Source organism: Paraburkholderia xenovorans (assembly GCF_046030735.1).
Taxonomy (GTDB): Bacteria; Pseudomonadota; Gammaproteobacteria; order Burkholderiales; family Burkholderiaceae; genus Paraburkholderia; species Paraburkholderia xenovorans_A.
On the sequence record NZ_JAQQBV010000009.1, the window covers coordinates 184,191 to 208,980 of the forward strand.

26 protein-coding genes, 1 tRNA gene and 1 riboswitch are annotated in these 24,790 nt (G+C 59.2%); of the genes, 14 read left to right on the forward strand and 13 right to left on the reverse strand.

Translation table 11 applies throughout. The features are described from left to right. The first annotated feature begins 58 nt into the window (after nucleotides 1–58). The 3 genes from PQQ51_RS11465 to PQQ51_RS11475 all read left to right on the forward strand — a co-directional run bounded on the left by PQQ51_RS11465 (nucleotide 59) and on the right by PQQ51_RS11475 (nucleotide 1,547). Complete coding sequence (locus PQQ51_RS11465) at nucleotides 59–361, forward strand: ElaB/YgaM/YqjD family protein (protein WP_028198798.1); 303 nt, start codon at nucleotides 59–61, stop codon at nucleotides 359–361. A gap of 150 nt (nucleotides 362–511) precedes the next feature. Further along, complete coding sequence (locus PQQ51_RS11470; protein ID WP_408496890.1) at nucleotides 512–898, forward strand: phage holin family protein; 387 nt, start codon at nucleotides 512–514, stop codon at nucleotides 896–898. Between the two features lie 169 nt (nucleotides 899–1,067). Next, nucleotides 1,068–1,547 carry a DUF3318 domain-containing protein gene (locus tag PQQ51_RS11475; RefSeq protein ID WP_408496891.1) on the forward strand — a complete coding sequence of 160 codons (480 nt, stop codon included), beginning with the start codon at nucleotides 1,068–1,070 and terminating at the stop codon, nucleotides 1,545–1,547. Between the two features lie 93 nt (nucleotides 1,548–1,640). Here the strand turns inward: PQQ51_RS11475 and PQQ51_RS11480 are convergent, their stop codons facing one another. The 7 genes from PQQ51_RS11480 to glyA form a co-directional block, all read right to left on the reverse strand. Further along, nucleotides 1,641–2,078 carry a type IV pilin protein gene (locus PQQ51_RS11480; protein ID WP_408496892.1) on the reverse strand — a complete coding sequence of 146 codons (438 nt, stop codon included), beginning with the start codon at nucleotides 2,076–2,078 and terminating at the stop codon, nucleotides 1,641–1,643. 10 nt (nucleotides 2,079–2,088) lie between these two features. Beyond that, nucleotides 2,089–2,685, reverse strand: coding sequence for a pilus assembly PilX family protein (locus PQQ51_RS11485; protein WP_408496893.1), 597 nt, complete (start codon nucleotides 2,683–2,685; stop codon nucleotides 2,089–2,091). Beyond that, a complete protein-coding gene (locus tag PQQ51_RS11490) occupies nucleotides 2,682–3,491 on the reverse strand; it encodes a PilW family protein (RefSeq protein ID WP_408496894.1) in 810 nt (269 codons plus the stop codon). The genes PQQ51_RS11485 and PQQ51_RS11490 overlap by 4 nt, the downstream gene beginning before the upstream one ends. Beyond that, entirely contained in the window at nucleotides 3,488–4,000 is a 513-nt protein-coding gene (locus tag PQQ51_RS11495) for a type IV pilus modification PilV family protein (protein ID WP_408496895.1), read from the reverse strand. Before PQQ51_RS11495 ends, PQQ51_RS11490 begins: the two co-directional genes overlap by 4 nt. Next, nucleotides 3,997–4,563: a GspH/FimT family pseudopilin gene (locus PQQ51_RS11500; RefSeq protein ID WP_408496896.1), complete on the reverse strand. Its 567-nt coding sequence runs from the start codon at nucleotides 4,561–4,563 to the stop codon at nucleotides 3,997–3,999. The genes PQQ51_RS11495 and PQQ51_RS11500 overlap by 4 nt, the downstream gene beginning before the upstream one ends. A gap of 199 nt (nucleotides 4,564–4,762) precedes the next feature. Beyond that, complete coding sequence (nrdR, locus tag PQQ51_RS11505) at nucleotides 4,763–5,245, reverse strand: transcriptional regulator NrdR (RefSeq protein ID WP_091796645.1); 483 nt, start codon at nucleotides 5,243–5,245, stop codon at nucleotides 4,763–4,765. A 6-nt stretch (nucleotides 5,246–5,251) separates the two neighbouring features. Beyond that, entirely contained in the window at nucleotides 5,252–6,499 is a 1,248-nt protein-coding gene (glyA, locus tag PQQ51_RS11510) for a serine hydroxymethyltransferase (protein ID WP_408496897.1), read from the reverse strand. A 166-nt stretch (nucleotides 6,500–6,665) separates the two neighbouring features. Then, nucleotides 6,666–6,774: riboswitch (ZMP/ZTP riboswitch) on the reverse strand. A 226-nt stretch (nucleotides 6,775–7,000) separates the two neighbouring features. On the opposite strand from glyA, the gene ydfG reads away from it, so the two are divergent. The 9 genes from ydfG (at nucleotide 7,001) to PQQ51_RS11555 (ending at nucleotide 13,686) form a co-directional block, all read left to right on the forward strand. Beyond that, complete coding sequence (gene ydfG / locus PQQ51_RS11515) at nucleotides 7,001–7,747, forward strand: bifunctional NADP-dependent 3-hydroxy acid dehydrogenase/3-hydroxypropionate dehydrogenase YdfG (protein ID WP_408496898.1); 747 nt, start codon at nucleotides 7,001–7,003, stop codon at nucleotides 7,745–7,747. Nucleotides 7,748–7,884: 137 nt separating this feature from the next. Beyond that, nucleotides 7,885–8,373 (forward strand): tol-pal system-associated acyl-CoA thioesterase, encoded by a 489-nt coding sequence (ybgC, locus tag PQQ51_RS11520; RefSeq protein WP_408496938.1) that lies wholly within the window; start codon nucleotides 7,885–7,887, stop codon nucleotides 8,371–8,373. Between the two features lie 155 nt (nucleotides 8,374–8,528). Beyond that, the gene (gene tolQ, locus PQQ51_RS11525) at nucleotides 8,529–9,206 is read left to right on the forward strand and encodes a protein TolQ (protein ID WP_007179119.1); all 678 of its coding nucleotides are present in this window, start codon (nucleotides 8,529–8,531) and stop codon (nucleotides 9,204–9,206) included. A 10-nt stretch (nucleotides 9,207–9,216) separates the two neighbouring features. Continuing rightward, nucleotides 9,217–9,660, forward strand: a complete 444-nt coding sequence (gene tolR / locus PQQ51_RS11530; protein WP_408496899.1) for a protein TolR — start codon at nucleotides 9,217–9,219, stop codon at nucleotides 9,658–9,660. Further along, entirely contained in the window at nucleotides 9,657–10,682 is a 1,026-nt protein-coding gene (gene tolA / locus PQQ51_RS11535) for a cell envelope integrity protein TolA (protein ID WP_408496900.1), read from the forward strand. Before tolR ends, tolA begins: the two co-directional genes overlap by 4 nt. A 138-nt stretch (nucleotides 10,683–10,820) precedes the next feature. After that, nucleotides 10,821–12,113 (forward strand): Tol-Pal system beta propeller repeat protein TolB, encoded by a 1,293-nt coding sequence (tolB, locus tag PQQ51_RS11540; protein ID WP_408496901.1) that lies wholly within the window; start codon nucleotides 10,821–10,823, stop codon nucleotides 12,111–12,113. 32 nt (nucleotides 12,114–12,145) lie between these two features. Next, nucleotides 12,146–12,655, forward strand: a complete 510-nt coding sequence (gene pal, locus PQQ51_RS11545) for a peptidoglycan-associated lipoprotein Pal (protein ID WP_408496902.1) — start codon at nucleotides 12,146–12,148, stop codon at nucleotides 12,653–12,655. A gap of 19 nt (nucleotides 12,656–12,674) precedes the next feature. Beyond that, the gene (gene ybgF / locus PQQ51_RS11550) at nucleotides 12,675–13,424 is read left to right on the forward strand and encodes a tol-pal system protein YbgF (protein ID WP_408496903.1); all 750 of its coding nucleotides are present in this window, start codon (nucleotides 12,675–12,677) and stop codon (nucleotides 13,422–13,424) included. Nucleotides 13,425–13,610: 186 nt separating this feature from the next. Then, nucleotides 13,611–13,686, forward strand: a tRNA-Lys gene (locus tag PQQ51_RS11555). Between the two features lie 336 nt (nucleotides 13,687–14,022). On the opposite strand, the gene PQQ51_RS11560 is transcribed toward PQQ51_RS11555, so the two are convergent. The 6 genes from PQQ51_RS11560 to PQQ51_RS11585 form a co-directional block, all read right to left on the reverse strand. Continuing rightward, a complete protein-coding gene (locus PQQ51_RS11560; RefSeq protein WP_408496904.1) occupies nucleotides 14,023–15,225 on the reverse strand; it encodes a hypothetical protein in 1,203 nt (400 codons plus the stop codon). A 111-nt stretch (nucleotides 15,226–15,336) separates the two neighbouring features. Beyond that, complete coding sequence (locus tag PQQ51_RS11565; protein WP_408496905.1) at nucleotides 15,337–15,813, reverse strand: hypothetical protein; 477 nt, start codon at nucleotides 15,811–15,813, stop codon at nucleotides 15,337–15,339. Continuing rightward, the gene (locus tag PQQ51_RS11570) at nucleotides 15,810–16,628 is read right to left on the reverse strand and encodes a hypothetical protein (protein ID WP_408496906.1); all 819 of its coding nucleotides are present in this window, start codon (nucleotides 16,626–16,628) and stop codon (nucleotides 15,810–15,812) included. The genes PQQ51_RS11565 and PQQ51_RS11570 overlap by 4 nt, the downstream gene beginning before the upstream one ends. A gap of 324 nt (nucleotides 16,629–16,952) precedes the next feature. After that, entirely contained in the window at nucleotides 16,953–18,179 is a 1,227-nt protein-coding gene (locus PQQ51_RS11575) for a GIY-YIG nuclease family protein (protein ID WP_408496907.1), read from the reverse strand. Beyond that, nucleotides 18,166–20,271 carry a DEAD/DEAH box helicase gene (locus tag PQQ51_RS11580; RefSeq protein WP_408496908.1) on the reverse strand — a complete coding sequence of 702 codons (2,106 nt, stop codon included), beginning with the start codon at nucleotides 20,269–20,271 and terminating at the stop codon, nucleotides 18,166–18,168. The genes PQQ51_RS11575 and PQQ51_RS11580 overlap by 14 nt, the downstream gene beginning before the upstream one ends. Beyond that, entirely contained in the window at nucleotides 20,271–23,069 is a 2,799-nt protein-coding gene (locus PQQ51_RS11585; protein ID WP_408496909.1) for a class I SAM-dependent DNA methyltransferase, read from the reverse strand. Before PQQ51_RS11585 ends, PQQ51_RS11580 begins: the two co-directional genes overlap by 1 nt. Nucleotides 23,070–23,337: 268 nt before the next feature. Here PQQ51_RS11585 and PQQ51_RS11590 point away from each other — a divergent pair, with 268 nt between their 5' ends. Beyond that, nucleotides 23,338–23,679: a hypothetical protein gene (locus tag PQQ51_RS11590; RefSeq protein ID WP_408496910.1), complete on the forward strand. Its 342-nt coding sequence runs from the start codon at nucleotides 23,338–23,340 to the stop codon at nucleotides 23,677–23,679. A gap of 108 nt (nucleotides 23,680–23,787) precedes the next feature. Then, a complete protein-coding gene (locus PQQ51_RS11595) occupies nucleotides 23,788–24,756 on the forward strand; it encodes a DUF932 domain-containing protein (RefSeq protein ID WP_408496911.1) in 969 nt (322 codons plus the stop codon). Nucleotides 24,757–24,790 lie beyond the last annotated feature (34 nt).

A 24,790-nucleotide genomic window follows, 5' to 3' on the forward strand; every position in this document is an offset into this window, starting at 1 on the left:
GCCAGCGGCCGTTTCTTTGGTTACGATTCACGCGTGGCGTGATGAAGGGGAGCTGTCAATGTCGGAAGTCAACAAGGAGAGATTGATGTCGGATATCAAAACCGTCCTCGCGGACGCGGAAGATCTGCTGAAACAAGCCGCGAGCGCCACGGGCGAGCGCGCATCGGAACTGCGTGAAACGGCGCTCACGCGCCTCAAGCAGGCAAAGGAAAAAGCGGCTGACGTGCAGGTCGTAGTGGTGGAAAAAGGCAAGAAGGCCGCCCGCGCCACCGACGACTACGTGCATGAGCATCCGTGGGCATCCATCGGCATCGCCGCGGGTGCCGGCGTGTTGCTGGGTCTGTTGATCAACCGCAAGTAAGACACGGGTGCCGTTGTCGCCGCCGGATTCAGGCGTCGACAACGGGCCTATCAGTCATTCGAGTTGACCGGCGCCTCACTGGCCGGTCGGCTTCTTCTGGCGCGCTCGTTTTCACGCGCCGCCAGGCTTTCACGCGCAACGACCACAGCCATGACGATCGAATCACAATCGCAGCGCGGGGAACAAAGTCCTTTGCGCCGCATCATCGGTTCCGTGTTTGCCATTCTGCAGACGCGGCTGGAACTGGTCGGCATCGAACTCGCCGAGGAAAAGGACCGTCTGCTCGGCGTGCTGTTCCTCGGTCTGGCCGCGATGATGCTCGCTACGATGGCCCTGATCGCTTTAACGGCGCTGATCGCCATCGCTTTCTGGGACACTTACCGCTGGCAGGCACTCGCCGGTATCACGGCGGTTTACGCGATTGCCGGTCTAGCTTGCGCACTCAAGGCGCGCAGCGGTTTGCGCAATGCGCCGATGGTGTTCGAAGCAACCATTGCCGAGTTCGAAAAAGACCGCGACGCGTTCCACAAGCCTTGACGATTTGACGGCATCGCGAGCTCGGATGGAGGGAATGTCTCGCGCCCGTGCAGCCGCCAATCGAATTCGTCTTGCCGCGCCGTCCCGGTGCGTTGCTTTCAGTGCGTTGCTTCAATGCTTTTTTAGTGCGTTGCCTTCGTTGCCTCACCTTCACTGCCGCCGATACGCCATGAGCCAACTCCATTCCGATACCGCCTTTCGCAATAAGCGCCACCAGGCGAAAGATTTGAGCGCACCGCACCTGCGAGCGTTGCGCAAGGAACTGCTGCTGGTGCGCGCGGAAGTCGAGCGTATGGAGCTTGCTCAGGCGACCATCGAATTGCGTCAGGCAGTCACGCACTTCAGTTGGCTCAAATTTATCATCCCCGGCTTCGGCGGCGTACGCGTGGGTAGCGGCTCGAAATCGAGCATCCTGAATGCGGGAAGCATCGGCGCACTACTCAAGCAGTATCCGCTGATCAGCTCCATCGCTTCGCTGGTGCTCGCCAAGCCGCTGCGCGCGACCGTCGCGGCTGGTGCAAAACCCGCGCTCAAGTGGGGCAGTCTTGCCCTCGCCGGTTGGGAAGCGTACCGGATCTGGAAGCAGATGAAGCGTGACTCGGCTGCATCGGCGCAAGGTCAGGTGGACCGCACCGATAGCGGCTATTGACGCGTCGGGGCGATGCGGCATTGAGATCGAGTCGACGCTTCTGCGTGCGTCGTGTCTGCACCGCATGCGCGTCTGCATGCGCATCTGCATGGATTAGCTCGTATTCCAGCATTCGTTGCTTGCCGGCCCCGCGCCACTAACTCCACTGCTGTTTCTATTGCCGCGCAAACCTGTCGCGTCAAGCGTGAAGGTGCCGCAGGCGTCGTCGCGCATCGGACCCGTTTCGATCGGTGCGGCCTCCAGTGAATAGCCACCGCCTCCGTCATCGGACGGCAATACGCGCAGCCGATAGATCGGTGCGCCGAACAGCGGCGCCTGGTCGAGACCTGGGGGCAATGTGGCATTGCTGTCGCCCGGAGCGGCTTCGACTGACTGGGCCGCCCGGTAAAGCGCGGACGCCGCGTCGATCCTGTAAGTTCGCGCGACATAAGCACGGTACGACGGCACAGCAAAGACGGCCAACGTGACAGCTATCGCCAGCGCGATCATCAGTTCGAGCAGTGTGAACGCGGATGTTTGCAGCCTCGTCATGAACCTCCTTTCAGAACGGTCGAGCGGCGACGCGGCGCCAATGTCGTTCGATATGCTCGTCTGCAATGACAAGCTCCATTTGTAGCCAGACCTGCGAGTCCTGGGTGCGGCCGAAGCCACGTGCTGTCAGCAAATACGCTTTGGCGTCGGCGCGAGCGCTCAGTCGCCAGGGTTCGATGAGGCATCGAGGCGCTCGTACGGATCCTGGCCATTGCGCAACGGGTGCAACCGCGCCGGCTTCGAAAGCGGCCGCGTTTTTCCATTGCTGCGGTTCGCCGGTTGCGGGCGGGTCGCTCGCGGACGACTCGAGTGCCACCGCTGCGACGACGTTGCGTGCACACAAATTCAGCGCCGAATCTGCCGCGTGAAAAGCTTGCAAATAGTCGCGCACGTTGGTCGTGCTGCGCATTGCCGCGAGCGACGCTTCAAACCATGCGGCGGAGGTGCCTAACATCATCGCGGTGATCAGCAGGACGATAGGAAGCACCGCGCCGCCGCTGCGAGCGCGCGAGATGCGAGCGGTCGTGTTGGGGTTGATTCGATTGCTGGATCGCCTGCACTTCTCGTGCTTCTCATGCTCAACGCAACTGCTACACCCGACGGTCATAGCAAATCCTCCGCCTGATTGCGTATCGCCACTCGCCGCCAGAACGCCTGGCGCGCTCGCGTGTCGACTCCGAGCACGCTCGCGCCATCGCAATCGACATAGCGCAAACGCCGCGCTTGTGGCGCACCGCGCACCAGCACGCAAAGATCGACAGCGATCACCTTCGCCCACTGGTCGGCCGTCACCGCCGACGCATCCAGCGCGCTCACTCCGCCCGCCACCCAGTAGCGAAGCCGAACACGTTCGACACCTTCTACGAGCGGCTGCGCCGACCCCGCCTTGCCGTTGCCTTCGCAGTAAAGCTCCGGCTCGCCCGTCGAACTGCTGAGCCTCGCGAAGTATCGATTCACAACCTGCACGCCCTGCGTGCCGAGCGCCGCGTTATTACTGGTCACGGCCTGGCCGAGGCAGTCCGTCGACTGCCCTGTCGCGGATGGCCACGTCGATACGTTGTCTCCTACGTAGCGGACCGCCACGCCATCCGAGTGGCTCGGCAACGTCTCGCACGCAGAACTGCTGTCGGCGCCGGTCGGGCGTCCGCCGGAACAGCCGAACAGCGGCGGCGGAACACTGAACCGCTCGACATCCGCCGGCACGAAGCCGGCCATCTGAAGTTGCTGACCGAGCAGCGTGAGCGCGCTCAGACCTGCATCACGAATCCGCAACGCATCGCTCGCGTGCCCGAACGCGGTTCGTTGAGACGTGTAGAGAGCAACGACGCCGGCGGTCACTACGAGTCCCAGCGCGATTGCGATCACGAACTCGAGCAACGTATGACCGCTCGCGAGCGACGCGCGCCGCATCATTTCGCAAACGCCAGCGCGACGCAGGACGATCCTGCCGGGACCTCCACGCCACCACAGGATTCCGGTTTGTCGATGACATCGTCCGCGCGGCGCGAATCGCGCAACGCTGTCCACGTCACGCGAGCACTCGACACCCCACCGCCCTCTCCCACCGACGCCTCGCCATGCGGCAACAAAGTCGCCGCGCGCACGCTCCATTGTTTGATCGCCGCATAGCCTCCAGAAGGCGCACGCAGCGCTTCAACGACAGAGTCGGCGATCCACGCCGCCTGTTCGCGGGTCGCCGACGCCTTGGCTTCCCGCGCTGTCCACAATTGAGCGGCGCTCAAACCGAGCGTCGTGACTGCCGTCAGCGCCACGGCCAGCATGACTTCGATAAGCGAACTGCCGGTGCGCGTCGAACCGGCACCGCGCGCGTGTTGGCCCGATAAGCAGGGTTGCGGGATACGACCACCGCGCGCGGCGCGGCTGGCTCCGACGAGGCGCCTACAGAAAAAACGCGGCCTCATGACGTAGCTCCGCACGCGCCCTCGACGATCCGCGCGCGGCCACCGGCCGCGATGCGAATGCAGCGTCGCCAGCGGTCGCCTTGTGTCGCCTTGGACGTCACGCGCGGCGCAATGTCGAAGCTCCGAAAAGTGCCGATCAACTGGCCCGCGGGCGGCGTGAACGTGAGGTTCGTCTGTGTCCCGACAATACTCACTGCGGAAAGCAAAGGGTGCGCGCGAAGCAGCGTAAGCGAGCCGCCGCGCTCGGCCAGCACAGCCCAGCCGCATGACCAATCGGCGATGCCGTCGCCGCACGCCTGACCGGCCGCAAGACAGCGGCGCGCCGCATCGATCCGGCAGACGGTGACACGCGCGCCACGCCGCAACGTTTCACTGCGCGCATAGGCGAGTGTCGAAGCGAACGCTTTCGCCCGTGCATCGACCTGGTCGCGCACATGCCATGCGACGAACGACGGCGTAGCCATCACCGCGATCAACGCCATCAAGGCAACGACAGCAAGTGTTTCGACCAGCGTAAAGCCGCGGCGCGGCCGCGAGCGGACCTCGATCCATTTCATCTGCATCCCTGATCGTTTCGAAGAATGCAGCCAATCTAGCGACTTGAAATCGACTCCACAATCGGCCGAATGGCCAGGTGGCGCTCAGACGTTATCTCGCGCAAAAATGCACGCGTGACGAACCTGAACTGGAGCGACGATGCGAATGAGCGATGGAATGCAACAGGATGAGACAACTCGCACGCAGCCCGGCGCGCGCCGGCACTCAGCGCTTGCGGGGAGGTTTGGGAGGGGACGACGCGCGGCGAAATTCTTCGATCACGTCTTCGAATTCGGAGACGTCTTCAAAGCGCCGGTAGACAGAAGCAAAGCGAACATAGGCAATCGTGTCGAGCGCACGCAACTCGTTCATCACGAGTTCGCCGAGGCGCTCGCTGCGCACCTCGCGCTCGCCGCTGCCGAGCAGTTGATACTCGATGCGGGCAACCGCCGCGTCGATCGCGTCCGCCGCAACCGGGCGCTTGCGCAGCGCCAGTTGCATGCTCGCGACGATCTTGCGGCGATCGAATTCCGTACGGCTACCGTCCTTCTTGACGACCGACGGCAACGCCAGCTCGACCCGCTCATACGTCGTAAAACGTTTGTCGCAGGCCGGGCAGCGGCGGCGCCGGCGGATCGTCGCGCCGTCTTCGGATACGCGCGAATCGACAACCTGCGTATCGGCGTGACGACAGAAGGGGCAATGCATGGCGGCTTAACGGTAGACCGGGAAGCGCTGGGTCAGCTCAGCGACCTGCGCGCGCACGCGTTCGATCGTGGCCGTGTCTTCCGGGTTGTCCAGCACGTCCGCGATCAGGTTGCCGACCTGCTCGGCTTCCTTGACGCCGAAACCGCGCGTGGTCATGGCGGGCGAGCCGAGGCGCACGCCACTCGTGACGAACGGCTTTTCCGGATCGTTCGGGATCGCGTTCTTGTTGACCGTGATGTGCGCAGCGCCAAGAGCAGCTTCCGCTGCCTTGCCGGTGATTTTCTTCGCGCGCAGGTCGACCAGCATCACGTGGCTTTCGGTGCGGCCCGACACGATACGCAGACCGCGCTTGACCAGCGTTTCAGCCAGCACGCGCGCATTTTCGACGACTTGCTGCTGATACGACTTGAATTCCGGCGACAGCGCTTCCTTGAACGCAACGGCCTTGCCGGCGATCACGTGCATCAGCGGACCACCCTGGATGCCCGGGAAAATAGCCGAGTTGATCTGCTTCTCGAACTCGGCCTTCATCAGGATCACGCCGCCGCGCGGGCCGCGCAGGCTCTTGTGCGTGGTGGTGGTGACGAAATCGGCGTGCGGCACCGGATTCGGGTAGACGCCCGCGGCGATCAGACCGGCGTAATGAGCCATGTCGACCATGAAGTACGCGCCGACCGACTTGGCGATCTTCGACAGGCGCTCGAAATCGATGCGCAGCGCAAAGGCCGACGCGCCGGCCACGATCAGCTTCGGCTTGTGTTCCTGAGCGAGCTTCTCGGCGGCGTCGTAGTCGATGTCTTCGGCTTCGTTCAGGCCGTAGCTCACTACGTTGAACCACTTGCCCGACATGTTGACCGGCGAACCGTGCGTGAGGTGACCGCCGTGCGCGAGGCTCATGCCCATGATCGTGTCGCCCGGCTTCAGCATCGCGAAGAACACGCCCTGGTTGGCCTGCGAGCCGGAATTCGGCTGCACGTTCGCGGCTTCGGCGCCGAACAGTTGCTTGACGCGGTCGATCGCCAGTTGCTCGGCAACGTCGACGAACTCGCAGCCGCCGTAGTAGCGCTTGCCCGGGTAGCCTTCAGCGTATTTGTTCGTGAGTTGCGAGCCTTGCGCAGCCATCACGGCCGGGCTCGTGTAGTTTTCCGACGCGATCAGTTCGATGTGCTCTTCCTGACGGCGGTTTTCCTGCTCGATGACTTTCCAGAGTTCAGGATCGACGTTGGCGATGGTGCTTTGGGCTCTGTCAAACATACGGATTCCGTTGAATGGGTTCAGGTTGACCGGATCGTGCGCCGAATCTTGCGTAGAGGGTACGCGGCGCTGCTGGCGGCTGGGCCAGCCCTGACGTGGCGGATGGAGAGTCGCCGCACACGCGAGGCAGGACAGCCACCGTCAGCGCAGATCGATGCGCGCGGATCACGGCTGCCCAGGCGAACGGCAAAACGGCACCCTGCGCTTCACGGTGGGTTGTTCCACCTTGAATCCGATTGGTTGAATCGGTTCTATCGCCAGTCACGCAGGGATGAGCGCGTTAGTTTATTGGAAGAGGATCGAATAGGCAACCGGCTTCCTGCCGCCCGCGGCGCCGGTCGCCGGCCTTCTGCAAGCGCCTTGCAAACGTCTGACGAAGCCGTTCCAGCAGCCGGATCGGCGCCGCTGCCGCAACTGCCCGTACGGCTGGTTCATCCTTGCCGCAGCGCCGCATTGGAAGTAGGCTTGGGGCCTTTCTCTCCAACCGACCAGGGAACTGAAATGATTGTGTTCGTCACCGGAGCGTCCGCGGGTTTCGGCGCCGCTATCGCTCGCGCTTTCGTCAAGGGCGGCCATCGGGTCGTCGCCACTGCACGGCGCAAGGACCGGCTGCAAGAACTCGCCGACGAACTCGGCGACTCGCTTCTGCCTTATGAACTCGACGTACGCGACCGCGCCGCTGTAGAGGCGGTGCCGGCCTCGCTACCGGCCGATTTTGCCGGCATCGACGTGCTCGTCAACAACGCGGGCCTCGCGCTTGGCGTGGAGCCTGCGCAAAAAGCGAGTCTCGACGAGTGGAGCACGATGATCGAGACCAACTGCACGGGCCTCGTGCAGGTTACGCACACGTTGCTGCCGGGCATGGTTGAGCGCAATCGCGGGCATATCTTCAACCTGGGTTCCGTGGCCGGTCGCTGGCCTTACGCGGGTGGCAACGTTTACGGCGCGACCAAAGCGTTCGTGCGCCAGTTCAGCCTGAATCTGCGCGCCGACCTCGCCGGCACCGCGCTGCGCGTCACCGACATCGAGCCGGGGCTGTGCGGCGGCACCGAGTTCTCGAACGTGCGCTTCCGCGGCGACGACGAAAAAGCCGGCAAAGTGTACGAAAACGTGCAACCGCTGACGGCCGAGGATATTGCCGACTCGATCTACTGGATCGCCACGCGTCCGGCGCACGTCAACATCAACACGATCGAACTGATGCCGGTGGCTCAATCGTTCGCGGGGTTGGCGATCCACCGGGGCTGAAGCGCGGCGTGAATGGCGACCTGAGTTGCAGCGCGAGCGGCCTGAATTGCGGCCTAATTCCCGGCTCAATTACCGCTGAGGCCCGTCAGGCGGGGCGCACATCTTGAAACAGACCTGCGGGTGTGCGTTCCGGTAAAATGCGCCGCATGAATATGTCGCCCAGCCAGCCCGGCACGGAAATCGGCTTCACGTGGCCCATCCGCGTGTATTACGAAGATACCGACGCCGGCGGCATCGTGTTTTACGTGAACTACCTGAAATTCTTCGAGCGGGCGCGCACCGAATGGCTGCGCGCATGTGGCGTCGACCAGAAGCGGCTCGCGGACGAAACCGGCGCACTGTTCATTGTGCGCGGCACCGCGCTCGATTACCGCGCGCCTGCCCGGCTCGATGACTTGATCCAGATCGTGAGCAAAATCGAACGTCTTGGCCGCGCATCGATCGAATTCGTGCAGGAAGCATGGCGGGACGGCACACTGCTTGCTACCGGTTCGATCCGGATCGGATGCGTCGATAGCAACGCGCTGCGGCCGACCCCGATTCCTGCCACGACGCTAGCCGCTTTGCGGCGCGGGCCAGGTGTCGGCAACATCGATAACCTCGGCCTGTCAACGAACAACGACTGAACCCCGTTGTTACGGGGCCAGTGAACTCGTAACGATCAAGCAACACAAAGCATGGTTCGGCTTGCAATATCGCCGACGCTTCCGTTTTGCTCACGGCAAGCTTCGAACGACCTTGCAGCCGGACGCCCCCTTCCGGGACGTTAAAACGAACCTTTATGAACACTACACAAGATCTGTCGATCGTTTCTCTCGTACTCAATGCGAGCCTGCTGGCGCAGGCCGTCATGGCGCTGCTGCTGTTGTTGTCGCTGTTATCGTGGACCTTTATCTTCCGCAAGTGGTTTGCGATCCGCCGGGCGCGCGCGCAAACTGAACGCTTCGAACGTGATTTCTGGTCGGGCGGCGACTTGCAGGCGCTGTACCAGAGCGCCGCGAACAACCGCCACACGATCGGCGCGCTCGAACGGATTTTCGAATCCGGCATGCGCGAATTCCTGAAGGGCAAGGAAAAACGCCTGAACGATCCGGGCGCGATTCTCGACGGCGCGCGCCGCGCCATGCGCGCCGCGTTCCAGCGCGAAATGGACGTGCTCGAAGCCAATCTGGCGTTTCTCGCGTCGGTCGGTTCAGTCAGTCCGTATATCGGTCTGTTCGGCACGGTGTGGGGGATCATGAATGCATTCCGCGGCCTCGCCAACGTGCAGCAGGCAACGCTTGCGAACGTTGCGCCGGGCATTGCCGAAGCGCTGACCGCCACCGCAATCGGCCTGTTCGCTGCGATTCCGGCCGTGGTCGCCTATAACCGTTACGCGCACGACATCGACCGTCTGGCGATCCGTTTCGAGACCTTCATCGAAGAGTTCTCGAATATTCTGCAGCGTCAGGCACAGTAAGGAGTCCACGATGGCAGGCTCTTCCTCCAGCATGCGCGGCAGCCGTCAACGCCGCGCAATGGCCGACATCAACGTCGTGCCGTACATCGACGTGATGCTCGTGCTGCTCGTGATCTTCATGGTGACCGCGCCGCTGGTCGCCCCGTCGATCGTCAATCTGCCGACCGTCGGCGGCGCCGCGCCGCAACAGCAAACGCCGCCCGTGATCGTCAACATTCGCGCGGACGGCAACATGAGCGTCAAGTACAAGGACGACGCCGGCGCGCAGCAGCAGGAAGACATGACGAAGGCCGATCTGAACGGCTTCATCGCCGACCGTGCGCAGTCGCATCCCGACCAGCCCGTCGTGATCGCCGCCGACAAGACCGTGAAGTACGAAGTCGTGATGAACGTGATGTCCGAGCTGAAAGCCCGTGGCGTCAAGCGCGTTGGATTGCTCGTCAAATCGCAATGATCCGCAAGAATTCCGAATATCCGCTACAACCGCCGCGTGAACGCGGCACCGGGCGAGCCTTCGCGTTCGCGCTGGTGATGCACGCGCTGCTCGGATTCTTTCTGTATCACGGCATCCAGTGGCAAAACAGCACACCTGAGGGCGCGGAAGCCGAGCTCTGGACCGAGGTGCCTGACACCGCGATCCCCCGTCAGCCGCCACCGCCGCCTATCCCCGTGGCCCCCGCCCCGCCGGTGCCGGACGAGCAGGCCGACATCGCGCTGCAGGAAAAGAAACGCCAGCAGCAGGAAGCCGCGCGTCAGGCGCAACTCGCGGAGCAGCAGCGTCAACAGAAACTGCAGGCCCAGCAGGAAGCCGAAGCGAAACGTCAGCAGCAACTGGCCGCCGACCAGGCCGCGCAACTCGCCGCGCAGAAGGCAGCGGCGGCGAAGCAGAAACAGTTGCAACAACAGCAACAGCAGCAGGCAGAGAAGCTGAAACAGCAGCAACTGGCCGAGCAGCAGAAGCAGCAGCAATTGAAGGAACAGCAGCAGGAGCAGCAAAAGCAGGCCGAGGCTGATGCGCAGAAGAAGGCCGACGCGCAGAAGGCGGCGAAGGCCAAGGCGCAAGCCGATGCCGCGGCGCAAGCGAAGAAGCTCGACACGGAACGTCGCGCGCGCCTTGCGCAGATGATGCAAGGTTCGGCCGGCGGCACGAGTTCCAGCAGCGACGGGCTTGGCAAGAGCGGCACCGGAAGCGGATCGGGTGGCACGGCGACGTCGCCGGGCTATGCGGACAAGGTGCGCCGCGCCGTGCTCCCGAACGTTAGCTGGGGCGGCGAAACAAGCGGATTGGAAACAGTGGTTTCAGTACGCTGCTCGCCGACAGGTACGTTGCTGAGCGCGTCGATCTCGCGCGGCAGCGGAAACGCCGCGTGGGACGCGGCGGCGCTACGGGCCGTCAATCGTACGGAGCAAATGCCTCTGGACGTGAACGGCAAGGCGCCCACCAGCTTCCTGATTACGTTGCGCCCGGCGCCTTGATTCCAGTCGTCGGCAGCCGTTGACAGCAGACGCGGCGCCCCGCCCAGCGTGGCGCCCCCGGGAACGAATTGAACTTTGGCGGGTCTGTCTGCTGTCGTGAAGTGTTAGTAAAACCGTTTTTTGGGGAATCCATACAGCATGAGTTTGATGACCAAGCTAGGCCTGCGGACACTTGTAGCGTCGTGCCTGATCGCCGTCGGCGGCGCCGCCAACGCACAACTCAACGTCCTCGTGACGGGCGTCGGGTCCACCCAGTTTCCGATCGCCACGGCGAATTTCGCCAATGAAGCGAACTCGCCACAGCAGGTCAGCACGATCGTGCGTCAGGATTTGCAGCGCAGCGGCAAATTCACGAACATCGACGCGGGCGGCACGCCGGTTTCCGAAACCGATTCCGTCGACCTCGGCAGCTGGAAGGCCAAGGGTGCAAACGCATTCGTGTCGGGCAGCGTGAACCGCTTGCCGAACGGCCAGTACGAAGTGCGCTTCAAGCTGTACGACACCGTCAAGGGCGAGAGCCTCGGCGGCCTCGTGCTGGTGAGTCCGGAAAGCGGCTTGCGCATGAGCGCGCACAAGGTCGCGGACTACATTTACGCGAAGCTGATGGGCGGGCGCGGCGTGTTCGCAACGCGTCTGTCTTACGTGATCAAGACCGGCGGCCGTTATCAGTTGCAGATTTCCGATTCGGACGGCCAGGACGCGCACATCGCGTTGTCGAGCCCCGAGCCGATCATCTCGCCGGCATGGTCGCCTGACGGCACCAAGGTCGCTTACGTTTCGTTCGAAAAGAAGAAGCCGATCGTCTACATCCACGATTTGCCCACGGGCCGTCGTGTGGTCGTATCGGACCAGAAGGGCAACAACAGTGCGCCGGCGTGGTCGCCGGACGGGCGCACGCTGGCCGTCGCGCTTTCGCGCACCGGCAACACGCAGATTTTCGCGGTCAATGCAGACGGCAGCGGCCTGCGTCGCCTCACGCAAGGCAGCTCGATCGACACCGAACCGGCCTTCTCTCCTGACGGCCAATCGATCTATTTCACGAGCGACCGCGGCGGTCAGCCGCAGATCTACAAGATGTCGGCCCAAGGCGAAAACGCCGGCGCCGCGCAACGCGTCACGTTCACGGGCAGCTACAACACCAGTCCGCGCGTAAGCCCGGACGGCAAGCAGCTCGCGTATATTTCGCGCGTCGGCGGCGGCTTCAAGCTGTACATCCAGGACCTGCAAGGCGGAACCGCCACGGGCCTGACGGACACGACACGTGACGAATCGCCGAGCTTCGCGGCGAACGGTCAGTACATTCTTTACGCCACACAGGTGAACGGCCGTGGCGTGTTGGCCGCAGTATCGACCGACGGTCGTACTCGGCAGGTCCTGTCCGTTCAGGGCGGCAGCGTACGCGAGCCGTCCTGGGGCCCGTTTATGCAATAACGTTCATGCAACAACACAAGGAGAGTAACCAAATGATGTCAAAACTTCGTTTCGCATTTGCCGTATTGATGGTCGGTGCGCTGGCCGCGTGTCACTCGGGCGTCAAGCTCGACGAAAACGCTAACAAGGGCGGCGCAGTCAGCACGCAACCGAACCCGACCGATGTCGCACAGGTCAACGTCGATCCGCTGAACGATCCGAACAGCCCGCTTGCCAAGCGCAGCATTTACTTCGACTTCGACAGCTACTCGGTCAAGGACGACTATCAATCGCTGCTGTCGCAACACGCGCAATACCTGAAGAGCCATCCGCAACGTCACGTCCTGATCCAGGGCAACACCGACGAGCGCGGCACGAGCGAATACAACCTGGCACTCGGCCAGAAGCGTGCTGAAGCCGTGCGCCGTTCGCTGTCGCTGCTGGGCGTGCCGGACTCGCAAATGGAAGCCGTGAGCCTCGGCAAGGAAAAGCCGCAAGCCGACGGTCATGACGAATCGTCGTGGGCACAAAACCGCCGCGCCGACCTCGCCTACCAACAGTAAGTAACGAGTGATGAGCCGAATGACGCATCGTTTCTCCTGGCTGCGGTTTGCCGCAGCGGCCTGCGTCGCGGGCACGGCCTTCGCGGCTGTGCCGGCGCACGCCGGTATCTTCGACGACGATCAGGCCCGTCAGGCGATCCTCGATCTGCGTTCGAAGACCGATAGCCTGTCGAGCCAGTTGTCGGCGGCACAGCGCACGATCCTCGATCAGTCCAATCGTCTCGACCAGTTGAATCAGCAGGTCGCGACGCTACGTGGGCAGAACGAGGACATGGCCAACCAGTTGGCCACCGTGCAAAAGCAGCAGAAGGACTACTACACCGATCTGGACACGCGGCTGAAGAAATTCGAGCCGCAGCAACAGACGGTGGACGGCGTCCAGGGCGAAGTGCAGCCGGGTGAGACCGATTCGTTCAACGCGGCTTCGCAGCAATTCCGCAGCGGCGATTTCAAGAATGCCGCGGCGTCGTTCCGTACGTTCATCTCCAAGTATCCGAACAGCCCTTACCAGCCGACCGCGCAATACTGGCTCGGCAACGCGCTCTATGCACTGCGCGACTACAAGGGTTCGACGGCGACGTGGCAAGGCGTCGTGAAGAACTACCCGCAGCATCCGCGAGCGCCGGAAGCGCTGCTCGCGATTGCCAACAATCAGCTCGAGCAAGGTCAGAAGGCTGCGGCCAAGAAGACGCTCGAGCAGATCGTCGCGCAATACAGCGGCTCGGATGTCGCGCAATCGGCTCAAAGCAAGTTGTCGCAGATCAAGTAGTGGTAGTTCGCGGTAACGCGCAGTGTCCGATTTCATAGTCACGCGCGCCTCTCGCTGAAAAGCCCGGGAGTCATGTCCCGGGCTTTTCACTATCTGAAGTGCTGTGAATGAAGTGCCGGTGAAACTGGATACTGTTGGCGGGTTGACAGCCCCTACGCGTTATCGCTATAATCTCGCTTCTCTTTTGGGTCGTTAGCTCAGCTGGTAGAGCAGCGGACTTTTAATCCGTTGGTCACAGGTTCGAATCCCGTACGGCCTACCAAAGAAATCAAAGGGTTACATGCCATGTGCATGTAACCCTTTTCTCGTTTACGGTCAAATGTAGGCACCGTGTAGGCATTTCAGGTCGGCACGAATCAATCTCAATCCATTGAGCTGCATACGGCACCTCCCCAATTTTCCCCTCTTCGAGGAAAATAAGCCGCACGCTGATGCCCACTTCTCCCGTGCGGACCAGGGCTGAACCCCGATTGGACTTGCGTGCTGTGCAAATCGGTTGTCCGCTGCGCGCTTACACGGCCAAGCTCGAAAGCTGCGACTGATTCAAAAACCTTCACTCTGGTCAAAGCTGGGTCTAGTCGAAGACTATCCTTGTTGCTTATACCGTCTGCTTCCCTTCGTAGAAGATGGCATCCAACATAGCCGCGCGAGCATGCCAAGCTTCCCGTCCTAGACGGTCAGAAGGCTCAGGGGACTGCCACCACGGCGACTCCATGATGCGAAGAACCACTTCTTCCCAGTACCGTTCGTAGTCAAGCTGATCGGACTTCTCAAGGCCAACGTCCTCCGCAAGCTTTCGCTTGTTCTGGGCGTCAACGCACAGAAAGATGTCAGGCCGTTTCATTGCAAGCAGTCTGGTAGCCGTTGCAAGACCATGACCACCGCCCGTATATGCCGCCAAATAGTGCCCGATATAGGCATCGTAATGCCCCTTGCTGATTTCCCCCTCCAGCGGAATCTCATCAAGGGCTCGCGAGTAAGCTTCGTTCCCAGCATTAATTTGACCTGCGAAAGTGCCTGCCCCTTTCATGCTGCCAAACCATGCCCAATTCTCGATGGCATTCACTTTACTGGGAAGCCCGGCAATCCCTTTTCGTACTCCAAGATCCATGTCGTTGAAGTGGCTGTAAGTCTGGAAATATTCCCGAATCTCCTTGAGCAAGGCAAGCCGATCCTTGAATCCGTGATATTTGTCCTTCTTGACTTCAGCCAGATAATCCTCCCACTCCATTGACATCACTTTGGACTGCACTGCTGGTTTCGATGTCGCCCTGTCGCCGAAGATGTCCGCGACCTTTTTCAAGTCACGCGCTTTGAGCTTCCACAACTTACGATAGCTGTCAGCCTCACTCTGATGAACCGTCTGGGCCTCACACCAATACTGGGAAATGACCTCAGCTATTTCCTGCTTCAGTGTGGGTTGGCCGTCACTGCTACTGACGAGAACCGATAGCTCTGTATTCTTCGTCAAGGCTCCTACAGTAAGATTCGGACTACCAATGACAACCTCCCAAGCATCATCGCTCCAGAAGAGATAGACCTTGGGGTGAAACACTCCGTCAGGTTGCAGCATGAATCTCACCTTCTGCGACCCCACGAATTGATCGAGAACGTCAGGATGCGTTTGGTAGAAGTGCGTGCCAATGACGGCTTGAACAATCCGCTCTTCGTTTCGCACCAGTGACTTGAAGACCTCAGTTTCTCCCGACGCCCAAGCCGTTGCAATAGCGATGCAGGAATACTTCCCTACAAGCCGTTTCAGTTGCTTACTTAGTTCCGCACTCGTGCTAATGAGTCTCATCCGATCCTCTTATTTTCCTACCATGTCGGTCCGGTAGTGCCAGCCACACACCGAGAAAAAACGATCGTTCTCTGACTACCTCGCACTAGAAATGATAGGTCTTATTGCGAATCACGATTTTCCCGCATATTGCGAAACTTCCTCCTCCACGCGGGTCTGCGCGTTATAGATACTAAAGGTACAAATCGCAGACCCGGCAATTGATATTACAAGAGAAACAACATGGAGCGATGATGGATGCTTCCAGTCGCCCATCCATGCATATATGGAAATAAGCATAAAAATCAAGTTCCATGCCAATGCGACATGGAAGCACACCTTCAATCTCCAGTAATCCTGCCATTTTTGCAAGATACTGCTTTTATCTTTTTCCGGGAACAGCAGTTTCCGGCCTGACACTAACGACCAGCACAAAAGAGCACTAGGTATAGCGATCGCCCACTTGAATAGATCATCAGAGATGTTAACCCCTGACAAGAGATGATCGATCTTCTTTCCTAGGGCACACTGAATCGCAACTCCGGCAATCACCAATGGGAATTCTAGAGAAATAAAAAATGTCCGCGCGATCTCCAATATTATCCTCATGGATGCCTCATATCCCGTTCTGAGCTTGTTCGACGAAAATGCTTTTCAGCCTCTTCAGCCAAGTCATTAGGCACGGGCTCTTTCGAGAATAGGAAGGTTTTCTGGGCATCCGATGTACGGATAGTGACTTCCTCACCCTCTTGCTCCCCAACAACTCGACCTGAGCCATACCCATCTGCCGCCATCAATACAGCCGCATCACCAATTGCGACATCGAAGTCGGGTTGGTAATTGGAATTTTCCAAAATGCGAGTTACCAGCTCCGCAATTTTTGTCACCAGCCCTGCTCCAGAATCCTGAGTCTCTTTTAAAATAACCTCGGATGCATTTCGTTGCGCCACGTAGTTATTAAGAGACCCCCACAAACGGCCAAAAAGTGGATTGGGAGGATGAACTCGTGCCGATAGCTCGCGGATACGCTCAAGTCCTTGCAGCTTTACACCAAATGTACGGTAATCCGATACCGCCTCAACGGAACACCCGACAAAGAAATTTTCGTACGTTGCCTCGATAATTTCTTTGAATCTACGCGCAAAAACATCCGCCTCAACGTGATTCCAGACGTGCATGTATGCCAAACCCGAATATTTCGGAAGATATACAAAATTGGCGCTTGCAATAAGAAGATTTTCTGCGATTGCATCAATTTCATGTCGATTTTTGATGTCAACAAGCTTTACATGTCCTTCATCGGAGAATTTTGAAAGTCGCCCAAAAATAAATGGGGAGTTCTCACCTCGTTTGTCTAAAACGTTGGTGATAGTCCAGCGCGCTTTACCGACTGCGATCGTCGCCGCATTCGAGATGGCATCCATCAGACGCTCTTGGTCTAATGTCCCCATCTTGATGACCCGACCAAGATAATAACGGCCTCGTCGCATAATTTTGATTTTTAATTTACTTGAACCAAAAAATTAAACTCATCGACTCTCAGATGAGGGCATCAGTTTATCAGCACAACGGTAATGCCCCTGTCCTCAGGTGTCGCATGCGAGATAAAAAGCGTACCTCTTGCACTGCATTCATATCCGTTGCAGACATCGAGTCAGAACTCCTGTGATAGTCGTGACTTTCACGCAAATGACGTCATTTTCTCACGTCGATTGAGCGTTCGCGAAATCGGTAGCAGCCAAGCATGTTCATCTATTCACGAGCTTTCCTGTATCTCGGTCATAGACCTTGTTCAAAATCGTCCCGTCCAAAATACTCCGAACAGCCTCGTCGATAACAGACAATGGCACCAAGAACCACTCCCGCGGACGTACCGGTTCACCGAAACGCGGAGGCAGAGTCATATCGAACTGTGCACTGGCAAATACCTTATGGAACAATCCCTCCACCTTCGTGCGATTGACACCCGCCAGTTTGTAAGTCGCCACGACTTCAACTGGCGCACATAGGTAAGTCGGGTCGTTTTCAGCACCGGCTATGCGGGTTTCGACCCTGCCGCCAGTAACGCCGATCTTGTGGATGAACTGGCGATATTGCGCAATGAGTGGCTCGTCGGACAGACTACGCAACACGTAGATCGTACCGCTCTGCACATCACCGTCCTCCCAGTCGCCGCTGAATAGCGGGCCGACTTCGATTTTGCGCAAGCGGCGCGGTGTCTCGTCGCGGTAGATCGCTTTCTGGAATGAGCGTAGCAACAGATCACTTTCCGTTGCGTTGTCGTAAATAACGCGAAGCCGCGCATCTGGATTATCACCAACGGACGTTCGAATCGCTTCACCGCGATGGGCGATATAGGCAATTTGCCCTTGCAGAATGAAAAAATCACCCTGCTGGATATTGGCTGTTTTGATTTCAGAGTCTTGGGCGAACGGTTGAGACTCCCAGGTGCCGTCCATCAGTCCGGCCTTGGCATCGTCGAACAGAGGCTTGAAATTGTCGAAGTCGATGCAAGGCGTACGGTCCGCGATTTGCTCAGCCGCCGTCTTTTCCGCGGCGGAACGAACATGCCGAAGTACTGTGATGTCTTCGTCACCGTGCGGCTCGACCCCGAGTTCCGCGAGCAGATCATCGTCCTCCAGTTGGTCCGGGTCGACGACGACCTCGCCAGCCGACTCTGCGAGGAGACCTTGGGTGTCGAACGTTGCAAGCAGTGCAAGCGCGGCCGTGTTGCGGCGTAGTTGATCCAGACGAACCGCGTAAAGACGCTCGAAAATGTCCAAACCTTCACCGTGACGAGGCGCGTGGCCGTGCTGGTCGACGAAACCCTGGATCTCCTCGAAACCGGCGATGATGCGTTCCTCCCGGGCCGTACGCCCCCCCGTTACCTCGACCTCAACCGAGATGCCCAACTGTTCAAGCAGGTCGTCGTCGGACACGTCGTCCCGTACTTGGCTCTTTTTACGCGTTGCCATTGCCTTCCTTCCTCTTCTCGGCAGCCTTGAAGCGGGCAAGAACTGCGATGCCTTCGGCCATGCGCTTCTCCCACGGATCGGCAGCGTTGATGTCCGGCAGGCGACCACGATCATGCTTGAACGCCAGAGCCCGTTTCGCCAGGTCGCGCGCCTCCTCGATCGGGATGTTAATCTTGCGTGCCGCGATCACGGCTTGCACTTGCTTCAAAGTCTTCTCGTCCATCGCCTTCGCAAGAATCGCGTAGGCGGTGTCGAACGGGTTGATTCGGTCGATCAGGTCGATGTCCAGTTCCTTGACGCTCATCGCAAACTGCTTAACCCCCTCAATGAGGGCAAGGTTCGCTTTCGGCGTGCCGTCGTCGGTTGCTTCATCGGCAGCAAGCATTTCAACCTGCTTTGCCTTCTGCGTGAAGGCCAGGGCAGCGACCGCGTACTGGCGCACGGCTTCCTGGTCGTCCTCTTCCAGGTGTGGGTACTTCTCGCGCACGATCTTTCCCATTTGAAGAATCGTCAGTTCCTCAGGAATCGTGTTGTCGTGGTCGAACAAACCGCGTTCGAGCGTCTTGCTGTTCTGCACGAATGAGGCGAGCACTTCGTTGATGTCCTCGCGGCAAATGCGCGCCGCTTCCTCGGACTTCGGTTCGACCAGCCCCTTGACCTCGACGTGCACACGCCCGTCGTCGTGGTTCACGCCGATGTTGAATTGGCCGTCCTTGTAGCCGTCGGGGCCGTAGTCGAAACCGGGTTGCTCGCCAGCGTTCTTGGGCGTGAACTCGAAACGCGGGGCCAAAACTTGCTCCATGAGCAGGCTTGCGGCGATCGCCTTCAATGTGTCGTTGATCGCATCGGCCACCATGTCCTCGGACGCATCCGGTTCCGCGATCAGGTTCGTGAAACGTGCGCTTTCCTTGCCCGGTGCGTCGCGGGTGGCACGACCGATGATCTGAACGATTTCGGTCAGGCTGTTGCGGTAACCGATGGTCAGCGCGTGCTCGCACCAAATCCAGTCGAAGCCTTCCTTCGCCATGCCGAGCGCGATGATGATGTCCACCTGATCGCGGTTGTTCTTCTGCTTAGGGTCTTTCAACGCGGACAGAACGGCAGAACGGCCGTCGCCGTCGTCCACCAGATCGGCAACCTTGATCACGCGGCCCTCGGGTAACTCAACCAGATGAAAGCCCGTTTGGGGATCGGTGCCTTTCCAAGTGCCGAGGCTGTCCATAATCTCCTCGACCTCACGGTGCTTCCTTTTGAGGCTCTCGCGCGAGTTGACGTTCGGGATGTGCACGATCGTTTTCAACGACGGATCGAGCACACCCGTGATCGAGTCCAAGTACGGGCCAGTGTAGAAGTAGTAGCCGATGTCGAGAGATTTCAGGTACTCGTAGCCGTTCAACTGCTCGTAGTAGGTGTACGTCACCGTCTCGAAGCGTGCTTCGTCGTCTGGTGCCAGCACGGCCTCAGCGTCGCCACGGAAGTAGGAGCCAGTCATGGCGACCATGTGTACCTTGTTCCGCTGAATCAGCTCGGTCAACTGCCGGCCCAGGATGTTGTCCTGGTCGCTGCTGACGTGGTGGAACTCGTCCACCGAGATCAACCGATCGTCGAAGGCGGCCGGTCCAAGTTCCTGGAAGGCAAAGCGGAAGGTGGCGTGCGTGCAGACCAGCACTTTGTCGTCGCTAGCAAGGAACTCGCCGACGGCCTTGACCTTGGACGGTGCCACCCTCACGTCGTCCGCCCCGGGCGCGTTGCACAAGTTCCACTGCGGCCTCACAATCCAATCGGCGAAGAAGCCGTACATGGACAGCGGTTCGTCGGCAAAACTACCGCCGATCGAGCGCTCGGGTACCACGATCAACGCCTGCTTGACGCCCTGGTTCGTCAGTTTGTCGAGCGCGATGAACATCAACGCACGCGACTTGCCGGAGGCCGGTGGCGACTTGATCAGCAGATATTGCTCACCCCGTTTGGCGTAGGCGCGTTCCTGCATGGGACGCATACCCAATGCGTTCGACTTGCTGGACGCCCCCGTCCGATCCGTCTTGATGGTAACGGTCGGAATCGAATAGCGTTTGGTCTCTCCGTTGCTCATTACGCGGTCTTCCGTGCTCGAATGGTTTTCTTGGCCGGCTTCGCTTCCGCCGACGTCATCTTCGTGTATAGGTCAAACAGTTTTTCCAGTCGCTCGGTGTCGTTGCGAAACCGACGCCCAATGTAGACGCGTTCAAGCACTTCGTCGTTTCGCTCATGGGCACGACGCAAATCCTCCGGCATGTCGTCCGGATCGTAAAGGTCCGCGATCGTCGCCGGGAAGTGCGCTTCTCGAGCAAGCAGGATGTTCTCCACACATTCGGTCAGATCAGCTTTGTTCTGCTCCGTGAGTGTGGGGACCGGAAAGGTGTTCCAACCCAACGTGTTGGAATAGCGATACCGGGTTTCAAGCTTGCCACAGACGGTTGCAATCCAAACCAGATGAAGTCGAGAGGCAATAAGAGCCATACTCCAAAGCGGAGCATCATAGAGTGCGAAAGCGGCATTAGATACAACAGCACCTCTGATCAGTGCGCCCACTGGTAAAGCACTACGATTTTCACTGGTATGGATGGGGACTATTAGCGGGATGTTCTCACTATCGCTTTCGCCATGACGAACTTCCGAGAAGGCATATGGAGTTTCGGCCTGCTCCCGGGTCTTGTCCTTTTTGCTGTTTGCTCGAAACTGCCGAACGATCTCCAATCGAGCGCGGACGAACGGCAGCATACTTGCTTCTTTCGCCTTGTTAGGAGGGATCCAAAGGCAATATCGAGATTTTCCGTCAATATATTCGTCACTTCCCAAATAAGGCTTGATGAACGTCTTTACGGCATCGTCATTGATGGACAAGTAGTCGGATGACTTTATCACCAGCCCTCCTCCATCGGCCGGTTTGCTCCCATAATCCATTGGAGGCAGCCCGTTCAGAGGCATATTAGTCTTATGCACTATCGTTTCAGTATTGGGTACCAAATATGGGCCAATATAATCTACAAACCTCTCAGATGGACTATCTGCTTCGCTTTCTTCATACAGCCTTATCTTGGACGCCCGCGCAGAAATACCGACAACAACGACAGTAACCCCAGCGTTATTACGGGCGAGATTTTTCCACTTAAACGATGTGCGTGCGAAGTGAATCCTGACTCCCATCGCAAGACAGGGTTCCCAAAAAATCGCGACTTGTTGACCTTGGCAGATCGAATTTGTAGACACGAACGCACAATCGGCACTTCCCCCAGAGCAAATTTCCGTCGCTTTCTGGAACCACCCCAACACATAGTCCAGAGACTTCCACTGAACGTTCGATCTGGCGAAAACAGCGGCTAGATCGTCCTTTTCACGGTCTGACATTTCAGACTGACCACTGTACGGTGGGTTACCGCAGATATAGGTTTCCCCTCCTTCGTTTTCGAAGTCGATTTCAGGCTGATCGAGTGGCGTTTCAAAGAGGTCATCCGAGACTACCTTTACGCCTGTCCCAGCAGTCGGGCAAAGCGACAACCAGTCGAGACGAAGCGCGTTACCGGTCGTGATCCAGTTCTCCGCTTCGAGCGGGAGGAAATCTTGTACCGCTTGCATCTGGCCTCGATACAGCACGTCGCATTGGTATTCAGCGATGATGAGCGCGAGACGAGCAATCTCTGCGGGAAAACTGCGGAGTTCGATGCCACGGAAGTTGGTCAGAGGAATGGCCGACCGTAGATCAGGCTCCTCTCGACGACGATTGATTTCGGCCTCGATCTCACGCATCTGCTTGTACGCGATGACCAGGAAGTTGCCCGAACCGCACGCTGGATCAAAGACACGGATCCGTGCCATGCGCTTGCGCAGGTTCAGCAGTTTGGCTTTGTTGTCACCAGCGGCTTCCAATTGGGAGCGCAGATCGTCAAGGAACAGTGGATTGAGCACCTTCAAGATGTTCGGAACGCTCGTGTAATGCATACCGAGCGCGCCGCGCTCCTCATCGTCGGCGACCGCCTGAATCATCGATCCGAAGATGTCGGGGTTGATTTCGTGCCAGTCGAGATTGCCGGCGTGAAGCAGGTACTGCCTTGCCATGCGCGTGAAGCGCGGCACCTTGTTGCTGCCACCGAACAGGCCGCCGTTCACGTACGGGAACGCATCGGCCCACCCCGGGATTTTTGCGTCCGCACGGGCGCTGCTGTCCTTGGTCGATAGGTTCATCGCGTGGAAGATCGTGCGGATCACCTCGTGCGTATTGCCCAACGCCGCATCGCTCATCCGATCGACGGTCTTCGTGAACAGACCTCTACCGTCGAAAATTCCCGTGTCCTCAGCAAAGAAACAGAAGATCAGGCGGGCCATGAAGTGATTCATGTCCTGTCGGCGCTCGTCCGTCGCCCAATCCGGATTCTCACGCAACAGTTCCAGGTACAGTTTATTCAGTCGGCCGGTTGCCCGAACGTCGATCGCGCTGTCCTTGATTTCCTTGATCGTCGAGATGCCCGCGAGCGGCAGGAAGAAGCCGAAGTGGCCGGCGAACTTTGCGTACTCGCAGGCGATCGTTTCGCCGTTCGCCATATCCTCGGCTTCAAGCGTGTCGCCGTCCGTCGCCAGAATGAACTTAACCTTGCCCTTCGTGGTCTCCGAGCTCGCGCGCAACGCGCTCAGCGTCGCATTGACCTTGCCAGATGCGCAGGTAGCCAAGTGGATGTGGCTGCGTTGCAGGACGCCGCCGGGCACGTCCGATTTGTTGGTGTCCCCTTTGCGAAGACGGGCGATCGTGGTCTCTTTGTTACCAAAAGCGGCCAAGAAAGCAAAAGGGAATCCTTGAGCGTCAAAAGGGGACTCTGCCAGCTCGGAGACAGCGGCTTCGATTTCAACTGCGTTCATGTGTGTGGCTGCTATGGTATTTATCCGCAATTATGCCAATAGATATTGGGGACAGATAATAAACTTGCTGGTGATCGACTGCGCTAGGGAGCCGTCACACTACCTTGGACGTTCTGAACAGGGCATTGACAGACAAATACGACAGCAATCGCTTCGGCTTGAAAATCGATCAAACCCAGAAAAATTTCATCGATATATCACCGACGTAAGCATCCATCCGGAATGCCTGGGCAACGCTGCTTGCCCTGAATCTTCACGAGGCTGATATATGACCCATTCGCTTTCCTGTCCCCGCTGCAATTCCCTCCGCACTACGACGCGCGACACGGCCCGCAAGGTCGGTGGTGCAGTCGGCACGGTCGCTGGTGCCGCTGGTAGTGCCGCCGCAGCGTTTGGCGGTGCCGAAGCTGGCGCTGCCCTCGGCTTGGTCGCCGGGCCAGTCGGCTCGATCCTTGGCGGCCTTGCCGGAGGCCTACTCGGCGCGCTTTTCGGTGGCGCTGCGGGGTGTGCCGCTGGCTCCGCTGTCGGAGAGCAGATCGACGAACGCGTGCTCGACAACTATGCCTGCCTGGAATGCGGCCACACGTTCAGGAAGCCGTCCGCTACCTGACACCCTCCCGCTCTTCGCTCCCCGCTTCTCGCTCAATGCCTACAGCCCCTCGGGCTGTAGGCATTTTTGCCTTCTATTTCTCCCACTCATTTTAGTAAGGATAGCAAAATGCATCTCGTATCCAGCATGGCGTATGTCGGCGACACCCCGTGGCATGGGCTGGGCAATCAGCTCGCCCCGAACCAGCCCATCGATGTCTGGAAGAAGCAGTGCGGCATGGACTGGAGCATCGAGGAAGCCGAAGTACGTTTCCTCTCCGGAATGGCCGGCTCATCCCTCGGCTCGATCCACGCATTTCCCGAGCAGAAGGTGCTTTACCGCTCGGACACAAAGCTGCCGCTCTCCGTCGTCTCGTCACGCTATCAGGTAGTGCAACCGGAATCCATCCTAGAGTTCTACCGCGATTTGACGGAGGTCGGCGGGTTCGAACTGGAAACCGCCGGGGTCCTCAAAGATGGCAAGAAACTTTGGGCGCTCGCGAAAACCGGTCAAAGCGCAACGCTCAAAGGCTGTGATCGCGTGAATGGCTATCTGCTGCTTGCAACCGCGTGTGATGGCAGCCTGGCGACGACCGCGCAATTCACGTCGGTCCGCGTCGTCTGCAACAACACGCTGGCCATTGCGCTTGGCGACAATATCGGGGCGGTCAAGGTGCCGCACCGCAGCCAGTTCGACGCACAGGCCGTCAAGCGCCAGCTCGGGATAGCAATTTCTTCGTGGGACGGCTTCATGGCCCGCATGAAAGCCCTGAGTGAATGTCTGGTCAACGACACCGCAGCCGAAACCTTCCTGCGCCGTGTGCTGACCTACCCCACAACCAGCGCCAGTACGCCCGTCGCCGCGACCAACGACAGTGCGATCAAAACCGTTCAGGCACTGTTCACCGGCCGCGGCAAGGGCTCGGACATGGCTTCAGCGGCTGGTACGGCGTGGGGCCTGCTGAACTCGGTCACAGAGTTCGTCGATCACCAGCGCCGTGCGCGCAGCGACGATCACCGCCGCGATGCTGCGTGGTTCGGTACGGGCGCCGCCCTCAAGCAGAAAGCATTTGATGAAGCCATGCGGCTTGTCGCATGAATTCACGCTTCCTTTCCATCCATGCCCGGCCAGA

Bases quoted from the DNA above. Each gene is read 5' to 3' on its own strand.
- PQQ51_RS11565 (WP_408496905.1), bottom strand. From the start codon at position 15,813: ATGAGGATAATATTGGAGATCGCGCGGACATTTTTTATTTCTCTAGAA.
- nrdR (WP_091796645.1), bottom strand. From the start codon at position 5,245: ATGCATTGCCCCTTCTGTCGTCACGCCGATACGCAGGTTGTCGATTCG.
- glyA (WP_408496897.1), bottom strand. From the start codon at position 6,499: ATGTTTGACAGAGCCCAAAGCACCATCGCCAACGTCGATCCTGAACTC.
- PQQ51_RS11485 (WP_408496893.1), bottom strand. From the start codon at position 2,685: ATGACCGTCGGGTGTAGCAGTTGCGTTGAGCATGAGAAGCACGAGAAG.
- ybgF (WP_408496903.1), top strand. From the start codon at position 12,675: ATGACGCATCGTTTCTCCTGGCTGCGGTTTGCCGCAGCGGCCTGCGTC.
- PQQ51_RS11500 (WP_408496896.1), bottom strand. From the start codon at position 4,563: ATGCAGATGAAATGGATCGAGGTCCGCTCGCGGCCGCGCCGCGGCTTT.
- tolA (WP_408496900.1), top strand. From the start codon at position 9,657: ATGATCCGCAAGAATTCCGAATATCCGCTACAACCGCCGCGTGAACGC.
- tolR (WP_408496899.1), top strand. From the start codon at position 9,217: ATGGCAGGCTCTTCCTCCAGCATGCGCGGCAGCCGTCAACGCCGCGCA.
- PQQ51_RS11465 (WP_028198798.1), top strand. From the start codon at position 59: ATGTCGGAAGTCAACAAGGAGAGATTGATGTCGGATATCAAAACCGTC.
- PQQ51_RS11560 (WP_408496904.1), bottom strand. From the start codon at position 15,225: ATGAGACTCATTAGCACGAGTGCGGAACTAAGTAAGCAACTGAAACGG.
- PQQ51_RS11595 (WP_408496911.1), top strand. From the start codon at position 23,788: ATGCATCTCGTATCCAGCATGGCGTATGTCGGCGACACCCCGTGGCAT.
- PQQ51_RS11575 (WP_408496907.1), bottom strand. From the start codon at position 18,179: ATGGCAACGCGTAAAAAGAGCCAAGTACGGGACGACGTGTCCGACGAC.
- PQQ51_RS11570 (WP_408496906.1), bottom strand. From the start codon at position 16,628: ATGGATGCCATCTCGAATGCGGCGACGATCGCAGTCGGTAAAGCGCGC.
- PQQ51_RS11480 (WP_408496892.1), bottom strand. From the start codon at position 2,078: ATGACGAGGCTGCAAACATCCGCGTTCACACTGCTCGAACTGATGATC.
- PQQ51_RS11585 (WP_408496909.1), bottom strand. From the start codon at position 23,069: ATGAACGCAGTTGAAATCGAAGCCGCTGTCTCCGAGCTGGCAGAGTCC.
- PQQ51_RS11590 (WP_408496910.1), top strand. From the start codon at position 23,338: ATGACCCATTCGCTTTCCTGTCCCCGCTGCAATTCCCTCCGCACTACG.
- PQQ51_RS11475 (WP_408496891.1), top strand. From the start codon at position 1,068: ATGAGCCAACTCCATTCCGATACCGCCTTTCGCAATAAGCGCCACCAG.
- PQQ51_RS11490 (WP_408496894.1), bottom strand. From the start codon at position 3,491: ATGATGCGGCGCGCGTCGCTCGCGAGCGGTCATACGTTGCTCGAGTTC.
- pal (WP_408496902.1), top strand. From the start codon at position 12,146: ATGATGTCAAAACTTCGTTTCGCATTTGCCGTATTGATGGTCGGTGCG.
- ydfG (WP_408496898.1), top strand. From the start codon at position 7,001: ATGATTGTGTTCGTCACCGGAGCGTCCGCGGGTTTCGGCGCCGCTATC.
- PQQ51_RS11470 (WP_408496890.1), top strand. From the start codon at position 512: ATGACGATCGAATCACAATCGCAGCGCGGGGAACAAAGTCCTTTGCGC.
- tolQ (WP_007179119.1), top strand. From the start codon at position 8,529: ATGAACACTACACAAGATCTGTCGATCGTTTCTCTCGTACTCAATGCG.
- PQQ51_RS11580 (WP_408496908.1), bottom strand. From the start codon at position 20,271: ATGAGCAACGGAGAGACCAAACGCTATTCGATTCCGACCGTTACCATC.
- tolB (WP_408496901.1), top strand. From the start codon at position 10,821: ATGAGTTTGATGACCAAGCTAGGCCTGCGGACACTTGTAGCGTCGTGC.
- ybgC (WP_408496938.1), top strand. From the start codon at position 7,885: ATGCGCCGCATGAATATGTCGCCCAGCCAGCCCGGCACGGAAATCGGC.
- PQQ51_RS11495 (WP_408496895.1), bottom strand. From the start codon at position 4,000: ATGAGGCCGCGTTTTTTCTGTAGGCGCCTCGTCGGAGCCAGCCGCGCC.